This window comes from Agromyces sp. Y575 (assembly GCF_059445445.1).
The window spans coordinates 1-16,943 of the sequence record NZ_JCAIUI010000005.1 but is presented as its reverse complement, the minus strand read 5'-3'; the positions used below and the strand labels follow the sequence as shown (position 1 = coordinate 16,943).

Sequence of the window (16,943 nt, the reverse complement as noted above, 5' to 3'; positions counted from 1 at the left end):
CGGATGCATGAGCAGCATCGACCCCGCAACCGGCCGCACCAACGCCGACACAGGCGTCGCCGACGTCACAGGCGTCGCCGCCGTCTCCGTTACCGTCGGCACCGGCCCGCTCGGCATCGACGAGGTGGCGGCCGTCGCCCGCCACGGGGCATCCGTCGCGCTCGAGCCCACCGCGCTCGACGGCGTCGCCGCGAGTCGCTCGATCATCGAGGGCCTCGCCGCCGACCCCGAGCCGCACTACGGCATCTCGACCGGATTCGGCGCCCTCGCCACGACCTTCATCGCCGAGGACCGCCGTGCTCAACTGCAGGCGAGCCTCGTGCGCTCGCACGCCGCCGGCTCGGGCGCCGAGGTCGAGACCGAGGTCGTTCGCGCGCTCATGCTGCTGCGCCTCTCGACGCTCATGACCGGCCGCACGGGCGTGCGCCGCGAGACCGCCGAGACGTACGCGGCGATCCTGAACGCGGGCATCACCCCGGTCGTGCGCGAATACGGCTCGCTCGGCTGTTCTGGCGACCTCGCGCCGCTCGCGCACTGCGCGCTCGTCGCGATGGGCGAGGGAGAAGTGCGCGCCAGCGCGCTTCTCCCTCGAAAGGCGGCAGCCGGAGCGAGCGAGGCGCGCAGCGCCGAGCCGCGTGCCTCGGAAGACTCGGAAACGCAGGCCCCGCCCCCAACCACCACCATGCCCGCGGCAGTGGCCCTCGCCGCCGCCGGCATCACGCCCCTTCGCCTCGGCGAGAAAGAGGGCCTCGCCCTCATCAACGGCACCGACGGAATGCTCGGCATGCTCGCCCTCGCGATCGACGACCTGCGGATGCTCCTGACCACCGCCGACATCGCCGCGGCGATGAGCGTCGAAGGACTCATGGGCACCGACGCCGTGTTCGCCGAAGACCTGCACCGGCTGCGGCCGCACGCCGGCCAGGCGGCATCCGCTGCGAACCTGCGACGCCTGCTCGCCGGATCGCCGATCGTCGCGAGCCACAAAGGCCCCGAGTGCACCCGGGTGCAAGACGCGTACTCGCTGCGCTGCGCCCCACAGGTGCACGGCGCCGCCCGTGACACGCTCGCGCACGCGGCATCCGTCGCCCACGCCGAACTCGCGAGCGCGATCGACAACCCGGTGCTCACGCTCGACGGGCGTGTCGAGTCGAACGGCAACTTCCATGGGGCGCCCGTCGGGTACGTGCTCGACTTCCTCGCGATCGCGGTGGCGGATGTCGCGTCGATGAGCGAGCGGCGCACCGACCGGTTCCTCGACCGTGCGCGCAACCAAGGCCTGCCTCCGTTCCTCGCCCACGAGGTGGGCGTCGACTCGGGGCTCATGATCGCGCAGTACACGGCCGCGGGCATCGTGAGCGAGCTGAAGCGACTCGCGGTGCCGGCATCGGTCGACTCGATCCCCTCCTCGGCGATGCAGGAGGACCACGTCTCGATGGGCTGGGCAGCCGGCCGCAAGCTGCGCCGCGCGATCGACGGGCTCGCGCGCGTGCTCGCGATCGAGGTCATGACGGCGGCGCGAGGTCTCGCGCTGCGGGCGCCGCTCGAGCCGGGCGCCGCGACCGGCGCGGTCGTGTCGCTCGTGGCGGAGGTCGGCGCTGTGCCAGGGCCCGACCGGTACCTCTCCCCCGAGATCGAGGCGATCTCGAAGATGGTGGCGAGCGGAGAAATGCTGGTGGCGGTGGAATCCGTCGCCGGCGAGCTCGTCTGAACCCCCAAGAGGCGGTTGTGCCTCCCTCAGGGCGGTGAAAGACTGAGGGGAGTCCGGCTCCGGAGCCGGATCGAACGGAACCCTATGTCGAGATTCGTCGCTGGCCCGAAGCACCCAGTCCGAGCGCCAGGCGCTCGGAATCAGAGGGTTGTGCTCGCGGTGGCCACGGTCGCCGTTCTGGTCAGTTCACTGTCGGTGAGCCCCGCTTTCGCGGAGGAGCCAGCGCCGGCACCGACGTCGACTGCCCCCGCGCCTGCTGACGGCGCTGGGTCGCCGGCCGCGCCGACGACACCACCCCCCACGACCGCGCCGCCGACTCCACCCTCAACGACTGAGCCTCCGGAGCCGACCGAGACGCCGAAGCCGGAGCCGACCGAGCCTCCGAAGCCGACCGAGCCTCCAGAGCCGACCGAGACACCAGAGCCGACCGAGCCTCCGGAGCCGACTGAGACGCCGACTCCGACCCCCACGCCAACCCCAACCCCAGCTCCGACGACGCCACCGGCACCGACCGCACCCGTCGCCGCTCCTCGCGGCCCGGTGCTCATCGGCAACGGCCCGTACGCGCGCATCTCGACCGGCGTCGATCCCCAGCTCGGTGCACTGCTCTCCGCCCGCACGGCGATCACCGGGGCCACGACCGATCTGCGTACCGCCGAGGCTGAGCTCGAGACAGCACGATCGACGCGCGAGGTGGCTCGGTCACTCGCCGAGCAACTGCAGGAGAGCGCCGACGAGGCGAATGCCGGGGCCGTCGCCGCCGCGAGCACCTACGTTGCAGCAGCACGGGGCGGAGACGCCTCCCTGACCTCGATGGCCGCGGCGTTCGGATCGGGTAAAGACCTGCTCGCCGGCCTCGGCGGAGTCGCACGCGTCGACCAGATCGCCGGCGACGTCGAGAAGCTGCAGAACATCGCCGAGAAGCGCGCCGATGAGGCCGAGCTCGCAGAAGAGCGGGCCACGACCGCTTGGAGCGACGTCGACGCCGTACCGGTCGAGTCGGCCCAGGCCTCGGTCGCCGCGGCCGAGGGTGCCGTGGCATCCGCTCGCGATGAGATGTCAGGGTTGCAGTCGCGTGTGGCCGCCTCGAGTGTCGCTCTCCTCGACTCGCTTCCGCGCGATGCGGGTCAGTTGAGCGAACAGGGCTGGGCGTCACCGGTGACGGGCCGCCAGACCGACGGGTTCGGCCCGCGGCCCGACAAGCCGCTCGCAGGAGTGAACGAATTCCATCGAGGCACGGATGTCGCGGCCGGCTGCGGCTCGCCCGTCTTCGCCGCGACGGGCGGTGTGGTCGTCGAAGCCCGCACGAACGGCAGCTACGGCAACTGGATCCTCGTCGAGCACGGCGCTGGGGTCTCGACCGGCTACGCGCACCTGGTCGACGGTGGCATCCTCGTCGAGCCCGGCGAGACGGTGACAGCCGGCCAGCTGATCGGCGCCGTCGGCTCGACCGGCGCCTCGACCGGCTGCCACCTGCACTTCGAGGTGCGCATCGATGGAGTCGCCATCGACTCGGTGCCGTTCATGACGGCCCGCGGCATCGCGCTCGACTGAGCTCGCTCGTCTGGAATCCCAGACGAATCGCTCGCGACATCCGTTGTCGCCGCCCAACGTGTGAGCGACCATCGAAGCATGACCGATGCACCCATCGAAGCCCCGATCCCCCTGCCGGCGGCAGCAACAGCGGGTGGGCGCACAGTGCGCACAGTGCGCGCCGCCCGCGGCACCACCCTCACCGCGAAGAGCTGGCAGACCGAGGCGCCGCTGCGCATGCTCATGAACAACCTCGATCCCGAGGTCGCCGAGCGCCCGGAAGACCTCATCGTCTACGGCGGCACGGGCAAGGCGGCGCGCAACTGGGAGTCGTTCGACGCGATCGTGCGCACGCTCGAGGGCCTCGAGGCCGACGAGACGCTGCTCGTGCAGTCGGGCAAGCCGGTGGGCGTGTTCCGCACGCACGAGTGGGCCCCGCGCGTGCTCATCGCGAACTCCAACCTCGTGGGCGACTGGGCGACGTGGCCCGAGTTCCGGCGGCTCGAACAGCTCGGGCTCACGATGTACGGCCAGATGACCGCGGGCTCGTGGATCTACATCGGCACGCAGGGCATCCTGCAGGGCACGTACGAGACGTTCGGCGCGATCGCCCGCAAGCTCGCGGCGACGCGCAGAACGCTCCCTGAGCTCGTCGAAGACAACGCCCCGCGGGGCGTTTCGACCCTTCGACAGGCTCCGGACGCCGCTGGCTCAGCGGGCGGAGCATCACTGGCGGGCACGCTCACGCTGACCGGCGGTTGCGGCGGCATGGGCGGCGCGCAGCCGCTCGCGGTCACCATGAACGAGGGCGTCGTGCTCATCGTCGACGTCGACGAGACTCGGCTCGCGCGCCGCGTCGAGCACGGCTACCTCGACGAGCTCGCCGGCGACCTCGATGACGCCGTCGAACGAGTGCTCGCGGCGAAGGCCGAACGTCGCCCGCTCTCGGTCGGCGTCGTCGGCAACGCGGCATCCGTCTTCCCTGAACTCCTCGCCCGCGGCGTGGCGATCGACATCGTCACCGACCAGACGAGCGCCCACGACCCGCTGTCGTACCTGCCAGAGGGCGTGAGCGTTGCGGAGTGGCACGAGCTCGCGGCATCCGACCCCGAAGCCTTCACCGACCGCGCCCGCGCCTCGATGGCCAAGCAGGTCGAGGCGATGGTCGGCTTCCTCGATGCCGGCGCGGAGGTCTTCGACTACGGCAACTCGATCCGGCGTGAGGCTGAGCTCGGCGGGCTCGCGCACGAGCGCGCGTTCGCGTTCCCGGGCTTCGTACCCGCCTACATCCGTCCCCTCTTCGCCGAGGGCAAGGGTCCGTTCCGCTGGGCGGCGCTCTCGGGTGACCCGGCCGACATCGCGGCGACCGACCGCGCGATTCTCGAGCTGTTCCCCGACGACGAGCACTTGCGACGCTGGATCACGAAGGCCGGCGAGAAGGTGCGCTTCGAGGGTCTGCCCGCCCGCATCTGCTGGCTCGGCTACCAGGAACGCCACCTCGCGGGTCTGAAGTTCAACGAGATGGTCGCTTCGGGCGAGCTGAGCGCACCCGTCGTGATCGGTCGCGACCACCTCGACTCGGGCTCGGTGGCGAGCCCCTACCGCGAGACCGAGGCGATGGCCGACGGCTCGGATGCGGTCGCCGACTGGCCGCTGCTCAACGCGCTGCTCAACACGGCATCGGGCGCGACCTGGGTTTCGATCCACCACGGCGGCGGCGTCGGCATCGGCCGCTCGATCCACGCCGGGCAGGTGATCGTCGCCGACGGCACGCCGCTCGCCGCCGAGAAGATCGCGCGCGTGCTCGTGAACGACCCGGGTACCGGCGTCATGCGGCACGTCGACGCCGGCTACGACCGCGCCGTCGAGGTCGCCCGCGAGCGCGGCCTGCGCGTGCCGATGATGGAAGGCTGACGGATGTCACGGCACGGGCGAGCCGCGATCTGTCGACTTGCCCGACTGTGTACAAAGTCGGGCAACTCGATGATGGAATGGGTCGCGTGAGCGACGGCGGCGCAGTGCAGCGGATGCTCCTGACGAACATCGGGGAGCTCATCACGAACGACCCGGCTGATGGTCGCGAGGGAGGCCTGCTCGGCGTCCTCCGCGACGCGGCCGTACTCGTCGAAGACGGCTGCGTGACCTGGGTCGGGCCGGCCGCGCATGCCGCCGAGGGCGTCTCCGCGCGCGCGGAACGCGACAACCGACGCGAAGGCGACGAACACCGAACGCTGTGGGACGCCGACGTCGAGGTGGTCGACGCCGGCGGCCGGTCCGTCATCCCCGGCTTCGTCGACAGCCACACCCACCTCGTCTTCGGTGGCGACCGCGCCGAGGAGTTCGCTGCGCGCATGGCCGGACGCAGGTACGAGGCCGGCGGCATCCGCTCGACCGTCGCAGCAACGCGCGCGGCGACCGACGACGAATTGCGGGCGCGCCTTGCGGGCTTCGTCGACGAACTGCACGGCCAGGGCACGACCACCTTCGAGATCAAGTCGGGCTACGGTCTCTCGGTCGAGGCCGAGGAGCGTCTCGTGCGTCTCGCCCGCGAGGTCACCGAGGAAGTCACCTTCCTCGGCGCGCACGTCGTGCCCGCCGAGTACGCCGATCCGTCGCAAGCGCCCGGCACCGGCGCAGATGCCTACGTCGACCTCGTCATCGGTGAGATGCTCGCCGCGTGCGCGCGGCACTCGCGCTGGGTCGACGCCTTCTGCGAGCGCGGCGCCTTCACGGCCGAGCAGTCCCGGCGGGTGCTCGAAGCAGGTGCCGCTGCCGGACTCGGCGTGCGCGTGCACGGCAACCAGCTCGGGCCGGGCGAGGGCGTGCGCCTCGCGGTCGAACTCGACGCCGCCTCCGTCGACCACTGCACCTACCTGAGCGATGCGGATGTCTCGGCGCTCGCTGCAGGAGGCACCGTCGCCACCCTGCTGCCGGGCGTGGAGTTCTCGACGCGCCAGCCCTACCCCGATGCGCGACGCCTGATCGACGCCGGGGTCACCGTCGCCCTCGCGAGCGACTGCAACCCGGGTTCGAGCTTCACGAGCTCGATGCCGTTCTGCATCGCCGTCGCCGTGCGCGACATGGGCATGACGCCGGCCGAGGCACTGTGGGCGGCCACTGCGGGCGGTGCGGCCGCGCTCAGGCGAACGGATGTCGGCACGATCACGCCCGGCGCACGCGCCGACCTCGTGCTGCTCCATGCGCCGAGCCACGTGCACCTCGCCTACCGCCCCGGGGTGCCGCTCGTCGCGCGTGTGTGGAAGGGCGGCGAGGTCGTCGCTGGCGCGTGATGCCGGGGCATCCGCTCGACCATCGGCCGGCTCAGCCGCGCCGCACCTCGATCGCGCTCACCCCGCTGAACCCGATCCACGCGCGATCTTCCGTCTCGACCAGGGTCGCGAGCACGTGATCGCATGTGGCGCAGCGCACGACCGTGCCCGCGCCGCTCCGGTAGACCATCGCCCGGGCGAGCTCGCCGATCGCACCGCACCCGTTGCAACGGGCCGTGGCCATCGTCACGTCGAAGGTGAAGAGTTCGGCGAGCGGACCGGCCAGAGAATTGCCGTCGACGTGCTGCATCACGTGCCTCCGTATCGCTCGGTGCGGATCGATCGGGGGTCGTGCCCGAGTTCGACGAGCCAGTCGGCGACGAGTTCGACGAAGCCGGTCGAGCCGCAGACGTAGACGCGCGGCCGCTCGGCCGCGGGGAGCACGGCTGCCTCGAGCACCTCACGTGTGATGCGCCCCGGCTGCGTCGGCCAGCCTTCGGGTGCGCGGCGCGTGTAGACGAGATCGAGTCGAAGCGGTGCGGATGCCACGGCGAGCGCCTGCAGCTCGTCAGTGAAGTACACGTCGTCGGGCGTGCGCACCGAGTAGAGCAACCTGAATGGCGTCGGATCATCGGTGCGGGCGTGCGCGGTCGCCATCGCGAAGAGGGGAACGACGCCGGATCCACCGGCGATGAGCTGCACCGGGCGAGAGTCGCCGGACTCCGCAGCAGGCGCCCACACGAAGAACGCACCGAGGGGCCCGTGCACCTCGAGCATGTCGCCCGCGCGCACGTCGTCGACGAGGTAGGGCGACACCTCGCCGTCGGGCAGCTTGTCGACGGCGAGGGTGATCCGCTTCGACGACCCAGACGAGGCGATCGAGTACGAACGGGTCGCGGTGTAGCCGTCGGGGGCGGTGAGCCGCACATCGAGGTGCTGGCCTGCGGCGTTGCCGGGCCATCCGTCGACCTCAAGTTCGAGTCGCGAGGCATTCGGGGTCTCCCGGTGCGCCGTCGTGACCGTCGCGACGTGCCATCCCGACCGCGGCACCGCACGCAGCGCCTCGCTGAGCCCGTTGGCCTGCGTGGTCGATGACGCCGTCGGGGCCTCGCTCACCAGTAGCGTTCTTCCTTCCACGGGTCGCCGTGGATGTGGTAACCGTTCTGTTCCCAAAAGCCGGGCTCGTCTTGATCCATCATCACGAGGCCGCGCACCCACTTCGCGCTCTTCCAGAAATAGAGGTGCGGCACGAGGAGCCGCGCCGGCCCGCCATGCTCCGGGTCGAGCGGTTCGCCGTCGAACTCGAACGCGACCCACGCCTTGCCGTCGAGCAGCTCATCGAGCGGCACGTTCGTCGTGTAGCCGCCGTAGCTGTGCGCCATGACGAAATCCTGCTCGGTCTCGATGTTCTCGAAGAGCGTGTCGAGCGAGACCCCACGCCAGCTGGTGCCGAGCTTCGACCAGTGCGTCACGCAGTGGATGTCGGTGTCGACCTGGTCGATCTTCAGCGCCATGAACTCGTCCCAGTTCCAGCGGTGCACGCCGGCGTCGGTGCGGATCGTGAACTCCCACTCGGCGGTCTCGACCTCGGGTGTGGGGCCCGCCGACAGCACTGGAAAATCGTGCACGAGCGTCTGCCCTGGTGGGAGCCGGTCGTCGCGTTCACGGCTTCGCCCGCTGAACCCTCTGGTGATGAACGACATGGCGACCCCTCCCGTTGGGTTCGACCCTAGTGACGGTCGGCCCGCTTGTCACCGGGTTCTCACCAGTTCCCGCTCGCCTGCCGCCTTCGCAGGAGGAGTACGCCGCGGCCATGGGCCAAGTGACTCCTCACGGCCCGCCCGGTCACCGGCCGCCCGGCTCCGGCACGCTGTGCGGCGCATCGAACGTGACGCTGACGGGCGAGGCTGTGCTGCGACCGACGGATGCCGCGACGCGCAACTCCGGCCATGACGCGACGTCGAAGTGGAAGACGGCGACCGCCGCCGTCGGCATCGATTCGATGTCGGGCGAGAACCGGGAGGCGAGGTCGGTCATCTCGGGATTGTGGCCGACGAGCATCGCAGTCGTCACGCGCGCGTCGAATGAGCGGATGACTCGGAGCAGGGCCTCGACGGATGCTCCGTAGAGTCGTTCGTCCGTGATGATCCGCCGGGCATCGAGACCGAGCGGGCCGGCGACGAGTTCGGCCGTCGATCGTGCCCGCACCGCGGTGCTCGCGAGGATCACGTCCGGGGTGATCCCGCGATCCACGAGGCGCCGGCCCATGCGCGGCGCATCATGCCGGCCCCGCTCGTTCAACGGGCGGTCGTGGTCGATCAGCCCCGGGGTGTCCCAGCTCGACTTCGCGTGGCGCATGAGCACGAGCGTCTTCACGGTGGTCCTTTCGACGACGGAATTCGACCGTACTCGACGAACGCGGCGAGTGCTCCGCTGAACACTCGAGTACTCGAGTGTTCAGCGGAGCGCGATGCCCGCCGCGACCTCCAGCACGCAGAGGGCCGCCAATCGAACCGTACGCCCATCGGGGGCATCGGCCGTGGCATCCACCTCGGCGAGGTCGACCGATTCGACTCGCGAATCGGCGCCGGCGGCCCGCGCGGCCTGCCGCAACTCGTACGCCGAGATGCCGCCCGGCACCGATGCCGGGCACCCCGGCGCCACGGCGCGATCGCAGACGTCGACGTCGAGGTCGACGTGGATCGGCCCGCCCCGTGCGCCCGCGATCTCGAGCGCTTCGGCGAACACGTCGCTCATGGGGCGGCGGTGCAGTTCGTCGCGGTGCACGACCGTGATGCCGTAGTCGCGGGCGCGCTCAGCGTACTCGCGCGAGTTCACGAAGTCGGCGATGCCGATCTGCACGATGCGCCGCCCATCGAGCCCGGCTTCGACGAGACGCCGCACGGGCGAGCCGTTGCTCACGCCGTCGCGCAGGTCGTAGTGGGCGTCGAGCGTGATCAGGCCGGCCGAGCCGAGCCGCTCGCCCCAGACGCCGAGCGCCACGGGTGAGGTGAGCGAGTTGTCGCCGCCGAGCGCAACCACGACGCGAGCGTGCTCGGCGGCCGCGGCGACCGCTGCGCGCACACGGCGCTCGCCCGCGGGGCCGTCGGGATCGGCGACATCGCCCGCGTCGACGAGGGTGAGTCCGTCGAGCGACGTTGCGTGGTCGCGTCGGCCGCGATCGGCCATGATTGCAGGGCTGTATCGCCTGAGCACGTCACGGATCGCCGCGGGCGTCTCGTGCGCACCGGTCGGCGAGAGCGAGGTGGCGAAGACCGGCACCCCGAGCAGCGCGAGATCGGCGCGCGCGTCCGCGGGCAACTCGCCGAGCGGCGGCCAGTCACCTGCCCGTGGCCAGAGTGGATCGTTCGGAAGCGCAGCGGTGCCCATGGCCTGACGTTAGCAACGACGGATGCCGCGAGCCGAGGCATCCAAACCGATGGCGTCTGCGATTCCAGACGGGGCTCACTCCACCGGGGCAGGGCCGCGGAGCGCCGCGAGCAGTTCACGCTCTCGCGCAGTGCTGAGGCCGGCACCGCGGTCGCGGTCGAGTCCTTCGCTGCGCTCCCACTCGAGGAGTTCGCCGAGCAACTGGTCGAGGGGGCGCAAGCGCAGCCCTGCGGCGACGGCAGCGGCGTTCGAGCGGTCGAGGAACGCGTTCCACTCGGGGTCGACGATCCACAGCGGCAGCGATTCGGGACCCGACCATTCGTTGACGCCCTGCTCGACGAGCCAGTCGGGTGAGACGGCGACGACTTCGCCCCCGTGCCCGGCGAGGGCCCGCGACCGCTCGATCCAGTCGCCGAACGTCGTGTGCTCGCCCACCGCGTTGAAGGCGCCGGTGAGCCGCTGCTCCACGGCGTCGATCGTGAATTGCACGAGGTCGTCGACGTGGATCGCCTGCACCGAGAAGTCGAGGATGTCGGGCACGAGCATCGGCTCGTCGCTGCGGGCCGCGCGCGCCGACCAGTACCCGCCGCGGCCCGAGGCGTCGCCGTGGCCGGTGATGAGTCCGGGCCGGATCACGAGCAGGCGGTCGTCGAGCGCGTCCCGATAGGCCTGCTCGATCGCCGATTTCGCCTCGCCGTAGGTCTCCGGCGTCGACTCGTCGTCGGCGAGCGGTGGCATGAGCGCGGCCGATTCGTCGGCGCCCGGCTCGTTGTGCGCCGCGTAGACGTTGCACGAGGAGATGAACGTCCAGTGCGCAGCGTGCGCGGCGAGATCCGCCGCGGCGCGGCGGGCGAAGCCGGGCTGGCGGGTCACGTCGATGACGGCATCCCACTCGCGGTCGGTGACGGCATCGTAGGCACCGGGTTGCGACCGGTCGGCGACGACGAACGCCGAGCCCTCTGCTGCGGCACCGGCTTCACCACGGGCGAGCGACGTCACCTCATGCCCGCGCCGAATCGCCTCCCGCGCGAGTTCGCGACCGAGCCACTGCGTTCCACCGAGCACGAGAAGGTCCATGCGCCCATTCGAGCACGTGACGGATGCCGCGCGCAGCCGTGTTCTCGCAACGCGAACTCCCGCGGCGACGAGGGCGCATCGCCTCAGACGGTGGGCGCGGGGGCATCCGCTCGGCGACGCTCGATCGCCCGGATACCGACCTTCCTGAGCTCCTCGACCCAGAGCACGGCCGACGCCATCACCGCGCAGACGAGCCAGTGCTCGCCGTCGAGCCCCCGCGTGCCGAACGCCACCTGCAGCGGCGGCAACGAGACGACCGCGACCTGCAGCACCACGGCCAGTACCACCGAGCCCCAGAGCCACCGGTTGGCGAAGAGACCGCGGAACGCGCTCGACGCGGTCGAACGCGCGTTGAACGCGGTGAACAACGCGGCGAAGACGAGCGTCGTGAAGCCCGCGGTGCGCGCGACCTCGAGCGAATCCGTGCCGCCGGGAATGAGCCCACCCGGCAGGAAGATGTCGATGGTGAGCAGCGTGATCACCGAGATGACGAGCCCGGTAGTCGCGATCCCGATCCACATACCCGTATCGATCGCTCGATCGTGGATGCCTCGCGGCGGCCTCGCCATGACGTCGTCGATCTCGGGATCGACGCCCATCGCGAGCGCGGGTCCCGAGTCGGTGACGAGGTTGATCCACAGGATCTGCGTCGCGAGCAGGGGCAGCACGAGCCCGTCGTCGCCGGCGCCGGTGAGGCCGAGCACGCCGCCGAACACGACGCCGAAGAAGACCGTCAGCACCTCGCCCATGTTGGAGTACAGCAGGTAGCGCAGGAACTTGCGGATGTTGTCGAAGATCACCCGCCCCTCGCGCACGGCGTGGACGATCGTGGCGAAGTCGTCGTCGGCGAGCACCATCTTCGCCGCCTCCTTCGTGACCTCGGTGCCCGTGATGCCCATGGCGATGCCGATGTCGGCCGACTTCAACGCCGGCGCGTCGTTCACGCCGTCGCCCGTCATCGCGACGATCTGGCCATCGGCCTGCAGCGCATCGACGATGCGCAGCTTGTGCTGCGGCGCGACACGCGCGAACACTGAGACGGTGCGAACGGCATCGCGCAGCTGCTGCTCGTCCATGCCGTCGAGGCGAGCACCCGGCAGGGCGATGCCGTCGTCGGGGATGATGCCGAGGTCACGCGCGATGCGCCCGGCCGTCGCGGGGTGGTCGCCCGTGATCATGATCACGCGGATGCCGGCGGCATGCGCCTCGGCGATCGCCGGGCGCACCTCGGGGCGCGGCGGGTCGATGATGCCCACGACACCGGCGTAGACGAGGTCGTGTTCAGCGGACTCGTCGATGGCTGCTGCATCCCTCGCCGCGTCGTCGCCGCCTTCGAACTCGGGTGCGGCGCGGTATGCGACCCCGAGGGTGCGGAAGGCCGCCTCGGAGAGCGCCTCCGTGTCGGCGAGGGCTTGCTCCCGCCGATTCGCATCGAGCGGCACCGTCTCGGAGCCCAGCTGTATGCGGGTGCAGTGCTCGAGCAGAACGTCGGGGGCGCCTTTACTGAGCACGACGACCTCGCCGTCGTCCCTGCGGTGCGCGGTCGACATCATCTTGCGTTCGGAGCTGAACGGAACCTCGCCCACGCGCCCGTATCGGGCCGCCTCCTCGGCGGTGCCCTCCACCTTCCGGGCAGCCACGAGGAAGGCCGCCTCGGTCGGGTCTCCCTCGATCTCCCATTTGCCGTCGCGCTCAGCGAGCTGCGCGTCGTTCGCGAGCGAACCCACACCGAGCACGAGCTGCACCTCGGCACGCAGCGAGCCCTCTCCGAGCTCGAGGCCCTTGGTCGTCGCCGCGCCGATGGGCGTGTACCCGACGCCACCGAGGTCGACGGCGCCCGACGCCGTGACGACCCGCTCGATGGTCATCTGGTTGGTGGTGAGCGTGCCGGTCTTGTCGGTGCAGATGACGGATGCCGACCCCAACGTCTCGACGCTCGAGAGGTTCTTCACGACCGCGTTCCGCTTCGCCATGCGCTGCACGCCGAGCGCGAGTACGACGGAGAGGATCGCCGGAAGGCCTTCGGGTACGGCGGCGACGGCGAGCGAGACACCGAGCAGCAGCACCGTCACGAACTCGGCGGGGGTGCTGACGCCCTCGACGAGCACGATCGTGACCATCACGACGATCGCGATGACGACGACGATGCGGCCGAGCAGGCGCCCGAGGTGCGCGACCTCCACCTGCAGCGGAGTGGGCTCCTCGACGGTCTCGTCGAGCATCGTGGCGATCGAGCCCACCTCCGTCGACATGCCGGTCGCGGTGACGATCGCCCTGCCTGTGCCGCGGTTGACCGCCGTGCCCTTGTAGACCATGTCGAGGCGGTCGCCGAGCGGCACGGTGGCCTCGATCGTCTCCGAGTGCTTCTCGACGGCCTCGCTCTCGCCGGTGAGCGAGGCCTCGGCGACGCGCAACGTGTGCGCACGGAACAGCCGGCCGTCTGCGCCGACCTGGTCTCCCTCACCGAGCACCAATACGTCGCCCGGCACGAGTTCGGCGCTCGGCACCGTGCGCAGCTCGCCATCACGCAACACGGTCGAGTGCGCCGCGGTCATCACGGCGAGCGCCGCCACCGCCTGCTCGGCGCGCGACTCCTGCACGAAGCCGAGCACGGCGTTCAGCACGATGATGGCGACGATCACGATGGCATCGATCGGCAGCCCGTCGGCGCCCTCGACGATCCACGCGATGAGAGAGATCACCACGGCAGCGAGCAGGAGCACGATGAGTGGGTCGGTGAACTGGGCGAGGACGCGTCGCCAGAGCGGGGTGCGGCGCGTGCCTCGCAGCTCGTTGGGCCCGTGGACGGCGAGCCGCGCAGCGGCTTCGGCACCCGAGAGTCCGTTGTCGAGGTCGACACCCAGCAGGCGTGCCACCTCCGCGGCATCCGTTCGCACCGGGTCGAACGCGTCGGTCGAGATCTCGCCGGGGCTCGTCATGCCCCCATCCTCCGGGCGTGTCACGACCACCGCAAGAGCGGGACGACGCGGCTCGATCGATGCGCCGGGTGAGGGAACAGAACGGCGAGGGGTGGTGTTCTGCTGAGGGAGCGATACCCTATGGGGGTATTGGAGCACGAGCAGGCGACGGAGGAAGATGATGGGCGCGACCCGCGACGACATGCACGAGCACCACACCGATGGCGCGGGGCATCCGCAGACGAGGCAGGCTGCACACGAGATGAGCAGACACGACGCGCACGCCGGGCACGATCCACACGCCGGGCACGACATGAGCGGCCACACAGGCCACGATCCGCACGCCGGGCACGACATGAGCGGCCACACAGGCCACGACATGAGCGGCCACGCGGGCCACGACGGCCACGCGGGTCACGGCGACCATGTCGGCCAGTTCCGCCGCCTGTTCTGGATCATGCTCGTCATCGCCGTGCCGACCATCGCGTTCAGCCCGATGTTCGCGTCGATCCTCGGCTACCAGCTGCCCGACAACGCCGTGATCGCCTGGATCTCCCCCATCCTCGGCACGGTCATGTACTTCTGGGGCGGCAAGCCGTTCCTCACCGGCGCCTGGTCGGAGCTGAAGTCGCGCAAGCCCGGCATGATGCTGCTCATCGGCCTCGCGATCACGGTGGCCTACTTCGCGTCGCTCGGCGCGAGCCTCGGCCTGCTCAGCCACCACCTCGACTTCTGGTGGGAGCTCGCACTCCTCATCGTGATCATGCTGCTCGGCCACTGGATCGAGATGCGCTCGATCATGCAGGCGTCGAGCGCGCTCGACGCACTCGCGGCGCTGCTGCCCGACGAGGCCGAGCGGGTGGTTCCGCTCGCTGAGCCCGTCGAAGCGGGCGCCCCTCCGACCAGCTCAGCGACCGAGGTGGTCTCGCCGTCGGAGCTCGCGGTCGGCGACGTCGTGATCGTGCGCCCCGGCGGGCGCGTGCCCGCCGACGGCGAGGTGATCGACGGCACCGCCGCGATGGACGAGTCGATGATCACAGGCGAATCCATCACGGTCGCGCGCGGACCCGGCGACCACGTCGTCGCCGGTACCGTCGCCACCGACACGGCGATCCGGGTGCGGGTCGGCGCCGTCGGCGACGACACCGCGCTCGCGGGCATCCAGCGACTGGTCGCGCAGGCGCAGGCCTCAACCTCGCGCGCCCAGCGCCTCGCCGACACGGCCGCCGGCTGGCTCTTCTGGTTCGCGCTCGGCGCCGCCGTCATCACGGCGATCGCCTGGACCCTGCTCGGCGACCCCGACGACGCCGTCGTGCGCACCATCACCGTGCTCGTGATCGCCTGCCCGCACGCCCTCGGCCTCGCCATCCCGCTCGTCGTCTCGATCGCGACCGAGCGGGCGGCGAAGGGCGGCGTGCTCGTCACCGACCGCCTCGCGCTCGAGACGATGCGCACGGTCGGCGCGGTGCTCTTCGACAAGACCGGCACCCTCACGAAGGGCGAGCCCGCGGTCACCGATGCCGTCGCGGCATCCGGGTTCAACCCCGACGAGGTCATGGCGCTCGCTGCAGCGGCAGAGCGGGACTCGGAGCATCCGCTCGCGAAGGCCATCGTGACGGATGCCGCGCGCCGCGGCCTCCTCGTCGCGTCGGCGTCGGGCTTCACCGCGTCCGCCGCGATCGGCGTGCACGCGACGGTCGACGGACGCATCGTGCAGGTCGGCGGCCCCGGGCTGCTCGCCCGCGAGGGGCAGCGGCCGCTCGCGGCATCCACCGGCTGGAGCGAGGCCGGGCAGACGGTGCTGCACGTGCTCGTCGATGGCGAGGTGGCCGGTGCCATCGCACTGGCCGACGAGATCCGGCCCGAGTCGAAGGAGGCCGTCGACGCGCTGCACGCCCTCGGCGTGCAGGTCGTGATGATCACGGGGGACGCCGAACCCGTCGCCCGCACCGTCGCCGCGCAACTCGGCATCGACCGGGTCTACGCGGGCGTGCGCCCCGAGGACAAGGCCGCGAAGGTGCAGGAGCTGCAGCACGAGGGACTCTCGGTCGCGATGGTCGGCGACGGCGTGAACGACGCGCCCGCGCTCGCGCAGGCGAACGTGGGCATCGCGATCGGCGCCGGCACGGATGTCGCGATCGCCTCGGCCGGCGTCATCCTCGCGTCATCCGACCCGCGATCGGTGATCTCGGTCATCGAACTGTCGCGAGCGAGCTACCGAAAGATGTCGCAGAACCTCTGGTGGGCTGCCGGGTACAACCTGATCTCGGTGCCGCTCGCCGCGGGTGTGCTGGCCCCGATCGGGTTCATACTGCCGATGTCGATCGGTGCGATCCTGATGTCGCTCTCGACGATCATCGTCGCGGCCAACGCGCAACTGCTGCGCCGCCTCGACCTGCGGCCCGAGGCTTCGACGCGAGCGGTGCTCGACCGCGCGAGCTGAGGCATACCTGCGGGTTGAGCGTGTCGAAACCTCCGCCCGAGGCTCGACAGGGTCAGCTCGCGGAGCTTCAAGCGCCTGGCCTCCGCGGCCATGCCGCCCACGCGCGCCGCGGCCCGAATGGCGGCTGCCCGCCGCCCACGCTCGACCAGCGCGCGGTGCGGAACGAGACCCAGCCGCCGGATGCCTCGGCGAAGCCGCCCGACACGACGGCGTCGACGTGCTCGCGTGCCGATGCGACCAGATACGCGACATGCTCGTCGCACGCGTCGCATCCGCACGCCGGCAGCGTCAGCCTCGTGAACTCGCCGAACCCGATGACGAGGCCGGGGAAGGAGGTGAGGCCGATCGTGATCGGCGCCGAGGCATCCGCTCGCGGGCGCAGTCGAACCGCGCGTACGATCTCGACGCCCTCGGCGAGCCACGCGTCGAGCGACGGCTCGCCGTCGCGCTCGACGTCGAACTCCGCCTCGAGGTCGGCGGCGAGCGCGAGGGCGAACGCATGCAGCGAGCGGTAGCTGTATTTCCCCGTGAGGTTGTGAACGCGGGCTGAGGGTGTGAGGCCGCCGATGCCGGTGTGGGGTCTGTGGTGATTGTAGTGATGC

14 protein-coding genes are annotated in these 16,943 nt (G+C 70.9%); 5 read left to right on the top strand and 9 right to left on the bottom strand.

The window, feature by feature from the left end; genetic code table 11:
• The first annotated feature begins 7 nt into the window (after positions 1 to 7).
• On the top strand, positions 8 to 1,711 hold the full coding sequence (gene hutH / locus AC1C2U_RS17940; protein ID WP_495363129.1) for a histidine ammonia-lyase: 1,704 nt from the start codon (positions 8 to 10) through the stop codon (positions 1,709 to 1,711).
• A gap of 140 nt (positions 1,712 to 1,851) precedes the next feature.
• Here hutH and AC1C2U_RS17935 read toward each other — a convergent pair whose 3' ends face one another.
• On the bottom strand, positions 1,852 to 2,259 hold the full coding sequence (locus AC1C2U_RS17935; RefSeq protein WP_495363128.1) for a hypothetical protein: 408 nt from the start codon (positions 2,257 to 2,259) through the stop codon (positions 1,852 to 1,854).
• Here AC1C2U_RS17935 and AC1C2U_RS17930 point away from each other — a divergent pair.
• The 3 genes from AC1C2U_RS17930 (at position 2,252) to hutI (ending at position 6,534) form a co-directional block, all read left to right on the top strand.
• Positions 2,252 to 3,265: a M23 family metallopeptidase gene (locus AC1C2U_RS17930; RefSeq protein ID WP_495363127.1), complete on the top strand. Its 1,014-nt coding sequence runs from the start codon at positions 2,252 to 2,254 to the stop codon at positions 3,263 to 3,265. The two genes, AC1C2U_RS17935 and AC1C2U_RS17930, sit on opposite strands and share 8 nt — an antisense overlap.
• Before the next feature lie 78 nt (positions 3,266 to 3,343).
• Positions 3,344 to 5,158, top strand: a complete 1,815-nt coding sequence (hutU, locus tag AC1C2U_RS17925; protein WP_495363126.1) for a urocanate hydratase — start codon at positions 3,344 to 3,346, stop codon at positions 5,156 to 5,158.
• A gap of 113 nt (positions 5,159 to 5,271) precedes the next feature.
• Positions 5,272 to 6,534 (top strand): imidazolonepropionase, encoded by a 1,263-nt coding sequence (hutI, locus tag AC1C2U_RS17920; RefSeq protein ID WP_495363279.1) that lies wholly within the window; start codon positions 5,272 to 5,274, stop codon positions 6,532 to 6,534.
• Positions 6,535 to 6,565: 31 nt separating this feature from the next.
• Here the strand turns inward: hutI and AC1C2U_RS17915 are convergent, their stop codons facing one another.
• The 7 genes from AC1C2U_RS17915 to AC1C2U_RS17885 form a co-directional block, all read right to left on the bottom strand.
• Entirely contained in the window at positions 6,566 to 6,823 is a 258-nt protein-coding gene (locus tag AC1C2U_RS17915; protein ID WP_495363125.1) for a DUF6510 family protein, read from the bottom strand.
• Entirely contained in the window at positions 6,823 to 7,629 is an 807-nt protein-coding gene (locus tag AC1C2U_RS17910; protein ID WP_495363124.1) for an FAD-binding oxidoreductase, read from the bottom strand. Before AC1C2U_RS17910 ends, AC1C2U_RS17915 begins: the two co-directional genes overlap by 1 nt.
• On the bottom strand, positions 7,626 to 8,216 hold the full coding sequence (locus AC1C2U_RS17905; protein WP_495363123.1) for a sulfite oxidase-like oxidoreductase: 591 nt from the start codon (positions 8,214 to 8,216) through the stop codon (positions 7,626 to 7,628). The genes AC1C2U_RS17910 and AC1C2U_RS17905 overlap by 4 nt, the downstream gene beginning before the upstream one ends.
• 142 nt (positions 8,217 to 8,358) lie before the next feature.
• Positions 8,359 to 8,889 (bottom strand): SixA phosphatase family protein, encoded by a 531-nt coding sequence (locus AC1C2U_RS17900; protein ID WP_495363122.1) that lies wholly within the window; start codon positions 8,887 to 8,889, stop codon positions 8,359 to 8,361.
• Positions 8,890 to 8,970: 81 nt separating this feature from the next.
• Positions 8,971 to 9,903 (bottom strand): arginase family protein, encoded by a 933-nt coding sequence (locus AC1C2U_RS17895; protein WP_495363121.1) that lies wholly within the window; start codon positions 9,901 to 9,903, stop codon positions 8,971 to 8,973.
• A gap of 75 nt (positions 9,904 to 9,978) precedes the next feature.
• Positions 9,979 to 10,980, bottom strand: coding sequence for an NAD-dependent epimerase/dehydratase family protein (locus AC1C2U_RS17890; protein ID WP_495363120.1), 1,002 nt, complete (start codon positions 10,978 to 10,980; stop codon positions 9,979 to 9,981).
• Positions 10,981 to 11,063: 83 nt separating this feature from the next.
• On the bottom strand, positions 11,064 to 13,919 hold the full coding sequence (locus AC1C2U_RS17885) for a cation-translocating P-type ATPase (protein ID WP_495363119.1): 2,856 nt from the start codon (positions 13,917 to 13,919) through the stop codon (positions 11,064 to 11,066).
• Between the two features lie 181 nt (positions 13,920 to 14,100).
• Here AC1C2U_RS17885 and AC1C2U_RS17880 point away from each other — a divergent pair, with 181 nt between their 5' ends.
• On the top strand, positions 14,101 to 16,341 hold the full coding sequence (locus AC1C2U_RS17880) for a heavy metal translocating P-type ATPase (RefSeq protein WP_495363278.1): 2,241 nt from the start codon (positions 14,101 to 14,103) through the stop codon (positions 16,339 to 16,341).
• 67 nt (positions 16,342 to 16,408) lie between these two features.
• On the opposite strand, the gene AC1C2U_RS17875 is transcribed toward AC1C2U_RS17880, so the two are convergent.
• A partial coding sequence (locus AC1C2U_RS17875; protein WP_495363118.1) for a DUF6226 family protein occupies positions 16,409 to 16,943 on the bottom strand: 535 nt, incomplete at its 5' end.